Below are 15667 nucleotides of genomic sequence, written 5' to 3'. Positions count from 1 at the left end.
CGGAGCGTTTCATGGAGCCTACCTCAACGGACGGCACGTTGGTCACGATCGTGCTGGCGATCATTGCCCTGCTGGGCGTGCTGACAGTGGTCGCGATCATCGTCGGTGCGCGCAAGAAGCGGCTGCGTGCGGCCGCCGATCGCAGCGAACAGGAACGCCTGGCGCGCAGTGCCAAGCGGCCGACGCCGGTGCGCCCCTCTTCGACGCGCCCAGGCACGCGCGCTGCGCCGGCCCCCATTGCCGGTGCGCCGGATCAGCCGGCACCGGTGGCGCCGCCCCCCGTGGCGCCGACCGCGCTGGACAGCGCGGCGCTCGGCACTGCCCCCGCACCCGCGCCGGTCACGCCGCCCCCGCCGCCGCTCACCGATCTGCCGGAAGTGATGCCCGCCGCGCCGGAGCAGCCGGCCGAGCCGATGCCACTCGCCGACGAGCCGATCGCCGCCGCCGCGCCGCTTGATGCGTCGCCCGCCGCCGAAGCACAGCCGCCGCAGCAGAAACCGCCGGTCGAAGCGCCGCCTCCGCCGCCTGCCGCGCCCGCAGCCCCTGTCGGCCCGCCGCCGGGTGAGGCGCCGGTCACCACGATCAAGGGCCTCGGGCCAAAGGTCGCCGGACGGCTCGCGGAACTCGGCATCCACACGGTCGGGGATCTTGCCGCGCTCGACCAGCGCGCCGCGGAGGATCTGGACGCGCGCCTCGGGCCGTTTACCGGCCGCATGGGCCGTGATCGCTGGCTCGAACAGGCGCAGCTCCTCGCCAGCGGCGACATCAAGACGTTCGAGGAGCGGTTCGGGAAGCTCTGAGGGCTGATCCGGATCGATTGACGGCCGCGCCGGCGCCGCGCAAGGCGCGGAACATGCGCTTCTTCTCGGACAACGCCGCCCCCGTCCACCCTGCCGTGCTCTCCGCAATGGCAGAGGCGGATGTGCTCGACACCGCTTACGACGGCGATCGCTGGTCAAAAGCGCTCGACGAGCGGCTGTCCGAGCTGTTCGAGACGCAAGTCGAGGCCTTGTGGGTGCCGAGCGGCACGGCGGCCAATTGCCTCGCGCTCGCCGCGCTGTGCCCGCCGCACGGCGCGGTGCTGTGCCACCATGACGCGCATATCCAGAACGACGAATGCGGCGCGCCGGAATTCTACACCCATGGCGCCAAGCTGCTGCTCGCGGAGGGCGCCGGCGCGAAGCTGACGCCGGAGACGCTCGCCGCGCTGCTCGGCACGATCCGCAACGACGTGCACCAGGTGCAGCCGCACGCCATCTCGATCACCAACGCGACCGAATATGGCCTGGTCTATTCCCCCGACGAGGTGGCGGCGATCGGCGCGCTGGCGGCGGACCGCGGCCTCGCGCTGCACATGGACGGCGCGCGCTGTGCCAATGCGCTGGTCCACGCCGGTTGCTCGCCCGCGGACATGACGTGGCGGGCAGGCGTCACCGCGCTCAGCTTCGGCTTCGTCAAGAACGGCGGGATGAACGCCGAAGCGCTGGTGTTCTTCAAGCCCGGGCTGGTCGAGGCGACGCGTTATCGCCGCAAGCGCGCCGGGCTGCTCTTCTCCAAGGGCCGCTATCTCGCGGCGCAGATCCTGGCGCTGCTCGAGGAGGACCGCTGGCTGGCGAATGCCCGCGCGGCCAATGAAGGCGCGGCGCTGATCGCCGCCGCAGCGGGCACGCGGCTGGTCCACCCGGTCGAGGCGAACGAGGTGTTCCTGCGCGTTTCACCCGACGAAGCGGCATCGCTGCGCGCGAAGGGCTTCGACTTCTACGACTGGGGCGTCGGCGAGGCGCGGCTCGTCATTTCGTGGAACCAGCGCGCGGAGGATATCCGCCCGCTGGCCGAGGCGATCGCAGCGCTCGGCTAGGCGCTTCACCCGCCGCCCGATCCGCTCTACGCGGCGCCATGACCACCGCCCCGCCGCCGCAATCGACTCGCGCCCGCGTGCTGATCCCGTTCGGGATCGTCACGCTGATCTGGGGATCGACCTGGCTGGTGATCCGCGATCAGCTGGGCGTGGTGCCGCCGTCCTGGTCGGTCAGCTACCGCTTCCTCGTCGCCGGCGCGGTGCTGCTCGCCTGGGCGCTGATCCGGCGCGAACCCGGCCGGCTGGACGCACGCGGCTATGCCTTTGCCGCCGCGCTCGGCCTTGCGCAGTTCGTGCTGAACTTCAACTTCGTCTACCGCGCGGAGCAGTTCATCACCTCCGGCCTCGTCGCCGTCGTCTTCGCGCTGCTGCTGATCCCCAATTCCCTGTTCGGCCGCATCTTCCTTGGCCAGCGCTTGGGGCGGCAGCTGGTGATCGGATCGGCCATCGCCATGGCCGGCGTCGCCTTGCTCTTCGTCCATGAGATCCGCAGCGATCCCAAGGGGCCGACTGCCTCACTGGTCGGCATCGGCCTGACGTTATGCGCGATCCTCTCCGCCTCCAGCGCCAATGTGATGCAGGGAACCGAGGTGGCGCGCGCTTACCCCATGCTGCGCACCACCGCGATCGCGATGCTGCTGGGCGGCGCGTTTGACGCGGCCTGGGCGTGGATGACGGTCGGCGCACCAGTGATGGAATGGCGGCTCGGCTATATCGCCGGGATCCTGTACCTCGGCATCTTCGCCTCGGCGCTCGCCTTCCCGCTCTATTTCGGCGTGATCCGCATCATTGGGCCGGCGAAATCGGCCTATTCCAGCGTCATCGTGCCGGTGATCGCGATGGCACTGTCGACGATGTTCGAAGGCTATCGCTGGTCGCTGCTCGCCGCGGGCGGCGCAGCGCTCGCCGCCGCCGGGCTGGTGGTGGCGCTCACCGCACGCAGGCCCAACCGGTAGTCGGGATAGAGCGGCGTCCAGCCGAGTACCCGCTTGGCCTTGCCGTTCGCGACGCGCCGGTTCTCGGCATAGAAAGCGCGCGCCTGGGGTGACAGGCTGTCCAGCGGCACGATCGGCGGCGGCGGCCGCCCGAGCAGCGCCGCCGCATAGTCGATCACATCATCCTGGCTCGACGGATAATCGTCAGCGAGATTGTACGCCCCCGCCGGCGCGGTGAACCCCGCCACCACGCCGCGCGCGATGTCGTGGACATGGACACGGCTGAACACCTGGCCGACGAGCCCCGTGCGATGCGCCTTGCCCGCCGCGACGCGGTCGAGCGCAGATCGGCCGGGACCGTAGATGCCGGGAAGCCGGAAGACGCGCGCGCCGAGTGCCAGCCACGCCGCGTCGGCCGCATTCCGCGGTGCGCGCCGCCCGGTGATCGGCGCGCTTTCGTCCACCCACGCGCCACCCGCGTCGCCATAGACCCCGGTGGAGGAGAGATAGCCGAGCCACCTCCCCTCCAGCAGCGCGCCGTATTGCACCAGCACCGGATCGTCGGCACCATCGGGCGGCACGGAGGAGAGGACGTGCGTTGACGCCGCAATCCCCGCTCGCACCGCATCATCATCGTCGAAGCGGATCGTGCCGCCGCGCCCGTCGCGCGTCGTGGCGAGCACCGGGCCGCCCGCGGCATCGGCGATCGCACTGGCGGCATAGCCGAGCCCGAAGATGAAGAGCCGGCTCACTTCGCGAGCGTTGGCTTGGCCATGGTGGCGCCGGGCACGTGATCTTTCTTCCACTGCATCGACATCCGAACGCGCGTCGCGCCCGAAGGGTGATCGAAGAACACGAATTCCTCGAATCTGCCCGGCTCGAGCTTCCGATATTCCGACAATCGGATCGCCGCGGTGGCAAAGCCATCCGGCGCGCGCGCGGCGTCGAGGCCGAAGCGATCGGCCTCGCTCTCGCTCGAGCGGATCACCGTGCTGATGTACGGTGTCGCCAGTGCGGCCAGCACGCTCGCGACCGCCAGCAGCAGCGGCGCGCCGGCGGGGTCCGCCACGTCACGCACGCCCCAGCGCGCGTGGCGCGCGATCAGCCGCGGCGCAATCCGCGAAAGCGCCAGGAAGACGACCACCACGAACAGGCCGAACCACAGGAGCAGCCACCAGATGTGGCCGAGCACATAATGGCCCATCTCGTGCCCCATCACCGCGGCGACCTCATCGGGCGGGGTGCGGTTGAGCAGATTATCGTTCAGCGCGATGCGGATCGTGGGGCCGAGCCCCGCGACGTTGGCGGAGATCCGCTTCGACTGGCGCGACTCGTCCGCGACGTAGATGTGTTCGGCGGGAATGCCGTTCGCCTTTGCCATCGCCACGATCCGGTCGCGCAGCGGGCCGGCGGGCATTTCGGTATAGCGGTTGAACAGCGGCTCGATGAACACCGGCCCCAGCAACAGCCCGATGGTGAGGAAAGCGATCACCACCCCCGCGCCGATGGCCCACCAGGCGCGACGGAACCGGCGGATGACGGCGTAGATCGCGGTGAACAGCAACGCATTCACCACCAGCGACACGCCCAGCATCTTCAGCTGATCGATGAACCAGGCACCGAACGTCTGGCTCATCAGGTCATATTGCGCCTCGCGCACGAAGTCGGTGTAGATCGTCCACGGCAGGAACAGCAGGAAGCTGACGAGCGTGAAGAGCACGCCGTAAAGGCCGGGAACCAGCCAGCGGCGCTTCACCCGGCGTTCGGCGAGTTCGCGCATCCGCGCCGAGAAGCCGCTGGCGAGCAGCGCGCCATAGACCAGCACCGCAACCACGGCATTCCACAGGATCAGCCAGTACCCGCCCTCGAAATAGGCGTCCGACTTCGCCCGTGCGGGCCCCTGCAGAAGATCGAGGTAGGCGCGGGTGGCCGCGTCGACATCGAAGCCCGGATTGGCCACTTGCGCCTGCGCGATGGCAGGCAGCAGCGCCGCTGCCCCCAGCAGCGCTGCCCCGATTGCCTTCCTCATCCCCTGTCCCCCCCGGTTATGGGGCCATTGGCCCCTTGAACAACGTGCCGAAATAATCGCCCTTGTTCCATACCGGACGCGTGGCTGCGTCGGCGATGTCGCGGGCGATGCGATAGTTGACGTCGACGAAGCGGACGCCCTGTTCCCATTCGATCGGCTGCGACAGATCGTCGCTGGGCTTGTGATAGTTGGTCGACATGAAATGCTCGACCGCGGCCTTGCCCGGCCCCTTCTGGCCCGGCCACAGGAACACCGAGGGCACGCCCTTCTGCACGAAGCGGAAATGGTCGGAGCGCACGAAAATCCCCTCGTCCGGCATCGGATCCGGCGACAGCGTCACGCCCGCGCTCTGCACGGCGCGCTCGATGATCGGCCCCAAGGTCGAACGATCGCCGCCGAACGCCACCATGTCCTCGAACTTGTAGGTCAGGATCGGCATGTCGAGATTGACGTTGGCGATGATCGACGATGCCGGAACCGTGGGGTGATTGGCGAAATAGTCGCTGCCGATCAGCCCCTTCTCCTCGGCGGTGACGGCCAGGAACAGCACGCTGCGCTTGGGCGCGCCTTCCTTCTGGAAACGCTTGGCCTCCTCGATCAGGCTGGCGATGCCGATCGCATTGTCGAGCGCGCCATTGTGGATCTTGTCCTCGCCCTTGCCGCTGTTGCCGACATGGTCGAGGTGCGCCGAGAGGACGACCACTTCCTTGGCGAGCGTCGGATCGCTGCCGGGCAGCATCGCGATGACGTTGGACGAGCGCGCGGGCGTGAAGCTCGTCTTCACCGACGCGGAAAGCGTTGCCGGCAATGCCTCGGGCGTGAAGCGGGCGTCGGCCTTGTTCGCTTCCCTGGCGATCTTCGTCCAGCCCGTCCGCGCACCGGCGAACAGCTTTTCCGCGCCGGTCAGGCTCAGCGTCGCAAGCGTCGGGATGCCGCCTTCCTCGACATGGCCGGTGCCATCCGGATTGGCCCAGGTCATGCGGCTGTGGCTGTTTGCTTCCGCCAGCTTGGCGAACGGGCGCTGCTTCTCGCTGCGCGGGGTGTAGAGCGTGACCGTGCCGATCGCCCCGCGCTCGGCGGCGAAGCGCGCCTTGGTGGTGGGGGAGCCGAGCCACGCACGCTCCTCACCCGTCATCTTGGACGGCGAGCCGCTGACGAAGGCGACGATCTTCCCCTTCACGTCCACGCCGCTGTAATCGTCGCGGCCATATTGCGGCGCGACGATGCCATAGCCGACGAACACCACGGGGGCGGACAGGTCCGTCTCCTTTGCACGCGGGTTCGCCGAGGGGACGTAATCGACGCCGTAGGTGAGCGGCAGCGTGGTGCCGCCGCGCGTAACGCTCAGCTTGCCCTCGCCATCCGTCTTGAACGCCACCAGCGGCACGTTCTGCAGATAGCTACCCTTGTCGCCGGCCGGCTTCAGCCCGGCGGCAAAGAACTGCGAGGCGACATATTCCGCCGCGATATCATATTCCGGGCTGCCCGCCTCGCGCCCCTTCATCGCGTCCGATGCAAGGAACATGACATGCCCCTTGATCGCCGAGGCACCCGGCGACAGCGGCGCTGCCTCCTGCGCGATCGCCGTTACCGGCAGGGTGGAGAGAAGAAACGCAAGAACGACACGACGCATTGGTGGATTGATCCGAAAGAAACCGTTCGTCGCGGCCATCGGGATGCGGCACGCCGGCACGGACGGGAAGGTTGAGCGATTTCTTCGAACTAGCAGCCCGCCGCGCCATCGCAAGCACCCCGTCCCGCCGCGGCAAGCCGCCTTCAGCTAATACGGATGGAACCCAAGGCGCCCCCGGCTATATCTCCCCTCATGCTCGACGTTCTCAACGCACCCGCCGTCCCCGCCGTTCACCGGCGCCAGGATTATCGTCCGCCGGCCTGGCTGGTGCCGCAGCTGTCGCTCGATTTCGCACTCGATCCCGCCGCTACCCGCGTCCGCGCCCGGCTGGAGGTCACGCGCAATCATGAGGGTGACGAGCCGCTGCGCCTCGACGGGGAGGAACTGACGCCGCTCTCCGTCAGCGTCGACGGCGTCGCGATCAACGACTGGCGGATGGAGGGCGACCAGCTCGTCATCCCGCTGACCGGCAAGGATCATGTCATCGAGACCGAGGTGGAGATCGCGCCCGATCGCAACACCCAGCTGATGGGCCTCTATTCCTCGGGCGGGAACCTGTGCACCCAGTGCGAGGCGGAAGGCTTCCGCCGCATCACCTTCTTCCCCGATCGCCCCGACGTGCTCGCCACCTATCGCGTGCGCATGACGGCCGACAAGGCACGCTATCCGGTGCTGCTGGCCAATGGCGATCCCGTCGCGTCCGGTGATAACGGCGACGGCACCCACTGGGCGGAATGGCACGATCCCTTCCCCAAGCCCTCGTATCTGTTCGCGCTGGTCGCCGGCGATCTCGCGTGCAACCGCGGCACCTTCACCACCCGCTCGGGCCGCGAGGTGGAGCTTGGTATCTGGGTGCGCGAGGCGGACCTGCCAAAGACCGATCACGCGCTCCACGCGTTGAAGACGTCGATGGCGTGGGACGAGCGCGTCTATGGCCGCGAATATGATCTCGACGTGTTCAACATCGTCGCGGTCGACGATTTCAATTTCGGCGCGATGGAGAACAAGGGGCTTAACATCTTCAACAGCCGCTACATCCTCGCCGACCCCGATACCGCGACGGACTACGACTATGACGCGATCGCCTCGGTCGTGGCGCACGAATATTTCCACAACTGGTCAGGCAACCGTGTCACCTGCCGGGACTGGTTCCAGCTCTCGCTGAAGGAAGGCTTCACCGTCTTCCGCGATCAGGGCTTCTCGGCCGATCAGGGCTCGGCCGCGGTCAAGCGGATCGAGGACGTACGCGGCCTTCGTGCCAGCCAGTTCCCGGAGGATGCCGGCCCGCTCGCCCATCCGGTGCGCCCGGAAAGCTATATCGAAATCTCGAACTTCTATACCTCGACGATCTACAACAAGGGCGCCGAGCTGATCCGCATGATGGCGACGATCCTCGGACCCGTCGATTTCCGCGCCGCGTGCGATCTCTATTTCGAACGGTTCGACGGCACGGCGGCGACGTGCGAGGATTTCGTGCGCTGCATGGAGGATGCGGGCAACGTCGATCTTGCCCGCTTCCGCCTGTGGTACAGCCAGGCTGGGACGCCGCGCGTCTCGGTCAGCCTCGATCATGACGGTGGCCGCGCCACGCTGCGCCTCGCGCAGCACGTGCCGGCGACGCCCGGGCAGGTCGACAAGCAGCCGATGGTGCTACCGCTCAAGATCCGCCTGTTCGGCGCGGAAACCGGCGCCCCGCTCGGCCCCGAACAACTCGTCCTGTTCAGCGAGGTGAGCGAATCGATCGTGTTTGACGGCATCACCGAACGCCCGGTGCTGTCGATCAACCGCGGCTTCTCCGCGCCGGTGACGATCGAAAGCGATCGCACTGCGGATGATCTCGCCTTCCTCGCCCGGCACGACGATGATCCCTTCGCCCGCTACGAGGCGATGCAGCAGCTGATGCTCGACACGCTCGTCGCCGGGACCATCGAAGGGCGCGCGGATCATCAGGCGGTGATCGATGCGGTCGCCGACACGCTCGACAATCCCGCGCTGGACGCTGCGTTCATCGCGGAGGCAGTGCTGCTGCCATCCGAGGCCTTCATCGGCGACCAGCTGAGCACGGTCGATCCGGAGGCGGTGTATCGCGCGCGCGAGGCGCTGCGCGCCGATCTCGGCCGCGCGCTCGCCGACCGCTGGCGCGAGGTGTACGAGGCGCACACCACCGACAAGCCGTATGAATATACGCCTGCCGCCAAGGCGTCGCGCCGGCTGCGCAACGTGGCGCTCGGCTATATCGCGGCTTCGGGCGCGGCCGATGCGGCGGCGCTTGCCTTCCGCCAGTTCGAGCGCGCCGACAACATGACGGATCGCCAGGGCGCGCTCACCACGCTCGTCAACGGTGACAGCGATCTGCGCGAGGCGGCGCTCGACATCTTCTACAATCGCTATGCCGGCAATTCGCTGGTGCTGGACAAATGGTTCCAGACGCAGGCGCTCTCGACACGCGACGATACGCCCGCCGCCGTCGCGGCGCTGGCGCAGCATCCCGATTTCACGCTCGCCAACCCGAACCGGGCGCGCAGCCTGATCGGCGCCTTCGCGGTGAACCAGCGGGCGTTCAACCAGCCGGATGGTGCGGGTTATCGCTTCCTCGCCGATCAGCTGATCGCGCTGGACCGGCTCAATCCGCAGACGGCGGCGAAGCTGCTGCCGCCGCTGGGGCGCTGGCGCCGGTTCGATCCGGCACGCGCCGCGCTGATGAAGGCCGAGCTCGAGCGGATCGTCGCGACGCCGGGCCTGTCCAAGGACGTGTTCGAACAGGCGTCCAAGAGCCTGGAGGGCTAGGCGCCCTCGCACCCGCCCGCCCGGCGCTGCGCCGGGGCGGGCGGGTGCCGGTGCATCACGCGGTGCGGGTGCCCGTCACCGGGAAGCTGCCGAACGCGCCCGCGCCCACGGTGCCGCTCACGCTGTCGCCGTCGATGGTGACGGACATGTCGAGCGTCATCGGCATCGGCACGGTCATCTGCTGCTTCCACGTCAGCGTGTTGCCGTTCACTTCGCCCGACACGTCGGACGAGCCCATCGCGCCGGAGTTGGTGCCGGTGAAGGTATTGCCGTCGCTCTTCACGGTCAGCGTCGACTTCTGGTCACCCAGCGGCGACTTCACGGTGACGTCGTAGGTTCCGTCGACTCCAGCCATCACTTTCTCTCCTCAGGTGCGCCCGCTGCGGACGCTGCACTCATCACCTCGACTGGCAGTCCCAGCGTGTCAAGCTGGGGCCGGACGGTCTTGGCATCGCCGATTACCACCCAGACGAATCGGTTCGGATCGATGACGCTACGGATCGCGCCCTCCAGTTCCTGGCGGGTCATCGCGCGGTAACGCTGGGTGATCGTCGAATAATAATCGTCCGGCCGCTGGTAGAGGTCGTTGGCCTGCATCGCGCCCAGCACGTCGCCGGCGGTCTCGAACTCCCCGGCCAGCGATCGCGTCGCGCCGGTGATGGTGCGGTCGAACTCCGCCTGGGTCATCGGCTTCGGCCCCAGGAACGCGCTGATCTCCTGCCGCAGCGATGCGATCGCCGCGCCGGTCTTGTCGGCCTGCACCGGCGCCACGATCACATAGGGCGCGGCTTCCGCATTGCGGTTGAAGTTGCCGAACGCGCCATAGGACCAATGCTTCGTCTCGCGCAGGTCCATGTTGATCCGGCCGAGGAAGTCCCCGCCCAGCGCATCATTGGCGGTGATCACCGGCAGCAGGTCCTGCGTGCCGCGCAGGTTCGTGCGCAGCGCGCCGGTGATGCGCGACTGCGGCGAATCCGGCCGGTCGACCAGCACGATGCGCGGCGCGGGCAGGCTGCGATCCTCGCGGAACACCTTGGTGCCCGCCGGGCCCTGCGCCGTCCAGCCGGTCAGCGCACGATCCAGCGCGCTCTTCACCTCCCCCATCGGCCGATCGCTGACGACGAAGATCTTCACCTTGTCGGGACGGAACCAGGCGCGGTGGAACGCGATCAGGTCGTCGCGGGTCAGCGACTGCACCGCCGCCGCATCGCCGCTGCCGCGTGCCTTGGCGTAGGGGCTGCCCGCGCCATAGAGGATCGGCGGCACGACGCGCTGGGCGATGCCGGCGGGATCGGTCAGCTCCTGCGCGATCTGCGCCAGCAGCTGCGTGCGCACGCGCGGCAGCTCGCTTTCCGGGAAGGCTGGCGCGCGCAGGATATCCGCCCACAGGTCAAGCGCCGGCGTCAGGTTCGCGCTCGGCACGCGGAAGCTGACGGTGGTGCGATCTGCCGAGGAGCCGGTGTAGATGTCGAGCCCCAGTCGCTCCTTCGCCTCGGCGAGCTGGATCGAGTTGAGCGACTTGGTGCCCTCGTCGATCATCGCCAGGGTCATCGCCTGCGTGCCCAGCTTGTCCGCCACGTCGGCCGCAGTGCCGGCGTCGAAGCTTGCCACCATCTGCGTCACAGGCACGGTCGCCCGGTTCGCGTAGACCAGCTCGATCCCGTTGGTCAGCTTCGCCCGCTGCACCGTCGGGAAGGCAAGCGCGCCCACGTCGGCAACGTCCGGCATCGGCCCGCGCGTGCCCTTGGGCGCCGGATCCGCCGCCAGCGTGCCCGGTGCTTCGGCCGGCACCTGCGCCTCGTCATATTTGTCGCGCTCGCCCGGCACGACGGTCAGCGAATAGGCGGGCTTCGTCAGCCAGCGCTGCGCCGCCGCCTTCACGCTCGCTGGCGTCTGCGCCGCCAGCGCCGCCAGCTGCTTCTTGTAGAAGCCCGGGTCGTTCGAATAGAGCGCGCCTTCCGCCAGCGACACGGCCTTGCCGCCGAACCCGCCGACCGATTCCAGCCCCGCAATGCGGCGCGAAACGGTGGAGGTCAGCGTGCGCTGCACTTCGTCCTGCGTCGGCCCGGTACGGATGAAGTCGGCGACGAGTTCATCGAGCCGCTTCGCCACCACCGCCGGATCGACGTCCGGGCGCACCAGCGCCTGGATGGTGAAGGTGCCGACCTGCGCATAATCGGAATAGCCGGCACTCACCTGCACCGCCGTCTTGTCGCCCTTCACCAGCGCATTGTCGAAGCGCGAGCTGGCGAGGCCGCCAAGCACCGATGCCGCAACCTCCAGCGCCGGCGCGTCGCGATCGTTCAGCCCCGGCACCGGCCAGCTCTTCACGATCAGCGGCGCGGCGACGCGGTCCTTCATCACTTCCGCCTTGGGCGCGGGCAGCGTCGGTACCGGTGCCGGCGGCGCGACGCTTTTCGGCCCCGGCTTGATCGCGCCGAAATACTTCTCGGTCAGCCGCTTCGCGGTCGGCACGTCGATGTCGCCGGCCAGCACCAGCACGGCATTGTTCGGCCCGTAATGATCGCGGAACCAGTCCTTCACGTCCTGCAGGCTGGCGCGATCGAGATCCGCCATCGAACCGATCGTGCTGTGGCCGTAGGGGTGGCCATCGGGGAACACGTTCTCGATCAGCTTGTAGCTGACGAGGCCGTAAGGCTGGTTGTCATTCTGCCGCTTCTCGTTCTGGACGACGCCGCGCTGCTCATCCAGCGCCGACTGGGAGACGGCCCCGGCCAGCCACCCCATGCGGTCGCTCTCCAGGAACAGCGCCCGCTCCAGCGCGGCGGTCGGCACCGTCTCGAAATAATTGGTGCGATCGAAATAGGTCGTGCCGTTGAGGTCGGTGGCGCCGACCTGCTTCAGCGGCTCGAAGAAGTCGCCCGGCGCATTCTCGCTGCCGTTGAACATCAGGTGCTCGAACAGGTGCGCGAAGCCGGTCTTGCCCTCCGGCTCATGCTTCGAGCCGACGTCATACCAGACGGAGACCGCCACCACCGGCGCCTTGCGGTCGGTGTGCACCACCACGCGAAGGCCGTTCTTCAGCGTGAACTGCTCGTAGGGAATGTCGATCGCCTTCACCAGGTCGGCGACCGGCGCGGCCTTCTGCGCGCCGGGGATGGCAGCGGTTGCGGTCGCCGCCTGCGGCGCGGCGTAGGCGGGGGCGAGCGGGACGAGTGCGATCGCCGCGACGCTGGCGGCCAGTGAAATCGACAGACGCAATGGGAGACTCCTCAAGGATCATGCCAGCCTAGTGGCGCTTCGCCGAACTGTTAAGACCGCAACACTTCGTTACATGATTGACTGCCACGGCAACCATTGCCTAAGCAACGATCATGGCGTTCACCGACTCGACCTTCTCTCCGGAAACGTCACCGGGTTATCTCGTCCGGCTGGTCCACCAGATGAATGTCGCCGCGATCGACCGCACGCTGGCCGAAGACGGCCTCACCGCGACGCAATGGACGACGCTCGTCTCGCTTCATTTCCAGCATGCCGACACCTGCGTCGGGCTCGCCCGCAAGCTCGGCCACGACAAGGGCGCGATGACCCGGCTGATCGACCAGATGGAAGCACGCGGCTGGGTGGTGCGGCAGCGCGACGACGAGGATCGCCGCCTGATCCGCCTGTCGCTCACGCCGGAGGGCACCGCAACGGCGATCGCCGCGAAGCGCAAGGTGATCACCTGCTGGAACGGCATCCTCGCCGACTGGAGCGATGCCGAGGTCGCCGAGCTGATCGCCATGCTGCAACGGCTGCGCCGCACGATGGAGGAAAAGATGGCGGAAGAGAGCGACCCATGCGCCGCCTGAAGAGCCTGTTCCGGCCTGCCACTACCCGCGCCGCCGGCACCGCCGCGCTCGTCGCGCTGCTCGCCGCCTGCACCCCGCCGGACACCGCGCCGCAACTGAGCCAGCGCGCGCCGGCGGACCTCGGCCTCACCGGCGCGCCAATGCCGTCGATCGATCCCAGCTGGTGGACGGCGTTCGGCGATCCGCAACTCGACCGCATCGTCGCCGATGCGCTTGCCGGCAGCCCGGATCTCGACGCCGCCCTCGCCCGCGTGCGTCAGGCGCAGGCGGTGCTCGCCCGGCGCGACGCGGAAACCGGCCCCGACATCACGGGGGACGCGAACGCGCAGGTGTCGCGCCTTTCCGGTCGTTACACCATTCCGCCGCCCTATGGCGGCAGCGTGCGCTTCCTCGGCACCGCACAGGCGAACCTGTCGTGGAACCTCGACCTGTTCGGCCGCCAGCGCGCCGCGATCGAAGGCGCCCGCGCCTCGCTCGCCGCCGCCAGCTATGACGTCGACGCCGCGCGGCTGATGCTCGCCGGCTCGATCGTCTCCACCTATGCCGAGGTCGCCCGCGCCGAGCGCGTCGCCGGCATCGCCCGCCAGACCATCGCGACGCGCGAGCGCGCCGTCCGCCTCGTCAACACGCGCGTGCAGAACCGCCTCGCCAGCGAGCTCGACGTGCAGGCGGCGAGAACCCTGCTCGCTCAGGCCCGCGTCGCGCTGACCCGGGCGGAAGCCGCGCGCGTCATCGCGGTCGACGCGCTTGCTGCGCTCGTCGGCCGCGGATCGGATTATGCCGCGGGCATCGGCGTGACGCGGCTGGCCCCGCCGACCAGCCTTGCCCTCCCCACCAGCATCCCGGCGGATCTCCTTGCCCGCCGCGCGGACATCGCCGCCGCCGCTGCGCGGGTCGACGCTGCCGCCGCTGGCCGCCAGGTGGCGCGCCGCGCTTTTTACCCGAACGTGAACCTCATTGCGCTCGCCGGGCTCCAGGCGGTCGGCATCGGCAACCTCTTCAATGCCGATGCGGGGACGGCGGGTGCCGGCGGCGCCTTCCATCTTCCGATCTTCGATTCCGGCCGGCTGAAGGCGGATCTCGCCGGCGCCACCGCGCAGGTCGATCTTGCCATCGCCGATTACAACCGCACCGTGGTTGGCGCCGTGCGCGAGGCCGCCGACGCGCTCGCCGCGATCCGCGCCAACGCCGCCGAGGCGAACGCCCAGGCCGAAGTCGTCCGCGGCTTCACCGAGACCAACCGGCTGAACGCCGTGCGCATCAACGCCGGGCTCGAATCGCGCCTGACCGGCATCGACACCGACATTCGCCTGCTCGACGCGCAGCTTGCCTCCGCCACCCTCGCCGTCGACGCGCTCGCCGCCCGTGCCCGGCTTGCGCAAGCGTTGGGCGGCGGCTTCGATCCCTCCCGGAACCCTGCATCATGAGCGATACCGCCGTTCCTGCCCCCCCGCCCGCCGGCCGCCCGGCGCTTCGCCGCCGGCTGCTGCTGGGGCTGGCGATCGTCGTCATCGCGGCGCTCGCCATCTGGGCGGTGTTCCACTTCCTGCTCGCCCCGCCGGCGGAGGAAACCGATGACGCCTATGTCGCCGGCGACGTGGTGGCGATCACAGCCCGTGATCCGGGCACGATCATCGCCATCCATGCCGACAACACGCAGGCGGTGAAGGCCGGCCAGCCGCTGATCGATCTCGATCCGCTGACCGCCGACGTGAACCTCGCTGCCGCGGAGGCCGAGCTTGCCCGCGCGGTGCGCGGCACCCGCGCCGATTTCTCCCGCGTCAGCGAAGCGAACGCCGCCGTCGTCCAGGCCGAGGCGCAGCTCGCCGCCGCGCAGGGCGATTACGCCCGCCGCCGCGGCGCCGCCGACGAAGGCGCCGTCTCGGGCGAGGAACTGAGCCACGCCGCGGATCAGGTGAAGGTCGCGCGCGCCGCGCTGAACCTCGCGCGCAGCCGCCGCACCCAGGCGCAGAGCACCGTTGCCGGCACGGCGGTGGGCACCAACCCCGCCGTCCTTTCCGCCATCGCCAATTATCGCCGCGCTGCCATCGTGCGCAGCCACATGCACATCGTCGCGCCGATCGACGGCGTCGTGGCGCAGCGCAATGCGCAGGTCGGCCAGCAGATCGCCGCCGGCACGCCGTTGATGGCGGTCGTCCCGCTGCAGCGTCTGTGGGTGGATGCGAACTTCCGTGAAACGCAGCTGAAGGACCTTCGCATCGGCCAGCCCGCGACCGTCGTGGCGGACGCTTATGGGGACGATGTGGTCTATCACGGCCGGGTCGTCGGTCTGGCGGCGGGCAGCGGCAATGCCTTCGCGCTTCTTCCGCCGCAGAACGCCAGCGGCAACTGGATCAAGATCGTGCAGCGCGTGCCGGTGCGGATCATGCTGGATCCCAAGGATCTGAAGGCGAACCCGCTGCGCGTCGGCCTGTCGGTATTCGCCACGGTGGACACCGCGAACACCAGCGGCCCGCGCCTCGCCGCGCCCGCCGCCCAGCCCTATCGCGGCAATGTCGCGGAGGCCGATCCCGCCGTCGAGGCGAAGATCGCCCAAATCATCGCGGCGAACCGCTGATCCCATGGCGCGCGCGCACCCTGCCGCCCCTTCAC

The 15667-nt window shown here is 68.9% G+C and carries 12 protein-coding genes; 7 read left to right on the top strand and 5 right to left on the bottom strand.

Annotation, left to right across the window (positions count from 1 at the left end; genetic code table 11):
• Positions 1–11 precede the first annotated feature (11 nt).
• The 3 genes from ACH0CP_RS05945 to ACH0CP_RS05935 are packed head-to-tail and all read left to right on the top strand — an operon-like array spanning position 12 to position 2814.
• Positions 12–800, top strand: a complete 789-nt coding sequence (locus tag ACH0CP_RS05945) for a hypothetical protein (RefSeq protein ID WP_294444164.1) — start codon at positions 12–14, stop codon at positions 798–800.
• Between the two features lie 53 nt (positions 801–853).
• Positions 854–1858 (top strand): low specificity L-threonine aldolase, encoded by a 1005-nt coding sequence (locus tag ACH0CP_RS05940; RefSeq protein WP_294444163.1) that lies wholly within the window; start codon positions 854–856, stop codon positions 1856–1858.
• 38 nt (positions 1859–1896) lie between these two features.
• Positions 1897–2814, top strand: a complete 918-nt coding sequence (locus ACH0CP_RS05935; RefSeq protein WP_294444162.1) for a DMT family transporter — start codon at positions 1897–1899, stop codon at positions 2812–2814.
• Here the strand turns inward: ACH0CP_RS05935 and ACH0CP_RS05930 are convergent.
• From ACH0CP_RS05930 to ACH0CP_RS05920, 3 genes are read right to left on the bottom strand one after another with little or no spacing between them, the layout of a single operon-like run.
• Positions 2724–3545, bottom strand: coding sequence for an NAD(P)-dependent oxidoreductase (locus tag ACH0CP_RS05930; protein ID WP_294444161.1), 822 nt, complete (start codon positions 3543–3545; stop codon positions 2724–2726). The genes ACH0CP_RS05935 and ACH0CP_RS05930 overlap by 91 nt on opposite strands.
• Positions 3542–4822, bottom strand: coding sequence for a M48 family metallopeptidase (locus ACH0CP_RS05925; protein WP_294444160.1), 1281 nt, complete (start codon positions 4820–4822; stop codon positions 3542–3544). Before ACH0CP_RS05925 ends, ACH0CP_RS05930 begins: the two co-directional genes overlap by 4 nt.
• A gap of 16 nt (positions 4823–4838) precedes the next feature.
• Entirely contained in the window at positions 4839–6455 is a 1617-nt protein-coding gene (locus tag ACH0CP_RS05920) for a M28 family metallopeptidase (protein WP_294444159.1), read from the bottom strand.
• Between the two features lie 192 nt (positions 6456–6647).
• On the opposite strand from ACH0CP_RS05920, the gene pepN reads away from it, so the two are divergent.
• A complete protein-coding gene (gene pepN, locus ACH0CP_RS05915; RefSeq protein WP_406875820.1) occupies positions 6648–9242 on the top strand; it encodes an aminopeptidase N in 2595 nt (864 codons plus the stop codon).
• A 55-nt stretch (positions 9243–9297) separates the two neighbouring features.
• On the opposite strand, the gene ACH0CP_RS05910 is transcribed toward pepN, so the two are convergent.
• Entirely contained in the window at positions 9298–9597 is a 300-nt protein-coding gene (locus tag ACH0CP_RS05910) for a hypothetical protein (RefSeq protein WP_294444775.1), read from the bottom strand.
• Complete coding sequence (locus ACH0CP_RS05905; RefSeq protein ID WP_294444776.1) at positions 9597–12464, bottom strand: pitrilysin family protein; 2868 nt, start codon at positions 12462–12464, stop codon at positions 9597–9599. Before ACH0CP_RS05905 ends, ACH0CP_RS05910 begins: the two co-directional genes overlap by 1 nt.
• Before the next feature lie 113 nt (positions 12465–12577).
• Between ACH0CP_RS05905 and ACH0CP_RS05900 the strand changes: the two genes are divergently transcribed.
• Genes ACH0CP_RS05900 through ACH0CP_RS05890 form a run of 3 tightly spaced genes read left to right on the top strand, consistent with a single transcriptional unit; the run spans position 12578 to position 15632 of the window.
• Entirely contained in the window at positions 12578–13054 is a 477-nt protein-coding gene (locus ACH0CP_RS05900; protein ID WP_294444778.1) for a MarR family winged helix-turn-helix transcriptional regulator, read from the top strand.
• On the top strand, positions 13042–14481 hold the full coding sequence (locus ACH0CP_RS05895) for an efflux transporter outer membrane subunit (RefSeq protein WP_294444779.1): 1440 nt from the start codon (positions 13042–13044) through the stop codon (positions 14479–14481). Before ACH0CP_RS05900 ends, ACH0CP_RS05895 begins: the two co-directional genes overlap by 13 nt.
• The gene (locus ACH0CP_RS05890; RefSeq protein WP_294444781.1) at positions 14478–15632 is read left to right on the top strand and encodes an efflux RND transporter periplasmic adaptor subunit; all 1155 of its coding nucleotides are present in this window, start codon (positions 14478–14480) and stop codon (positions 15630–15632) included. Before ACH0CP_RS05895 ends, ACH0CP_RS05890 begins: the two co-directional genes overlap by 4 nt.
• Positions 15633–15667: the final 35 nt, after the last annotated feature.

The sequence above is a fragment of the Sphingomonas sp. 179-I 2A4 NHS genome (genome assembly GCF_045369135.1).
In the GTDB taxonomy this organism is placed as follows: domain Bacteria; phylum Pseudomonadota; class Alphaproteobacteria; order Sphingomonadales; family Sphingomonadaceae; genus Sphingomonas.
The sequence above is the reverse complement of the archived record's forward strand: the minus strand, read 5'-3'. Positions and strand labels throughout refer to the sequence as shown.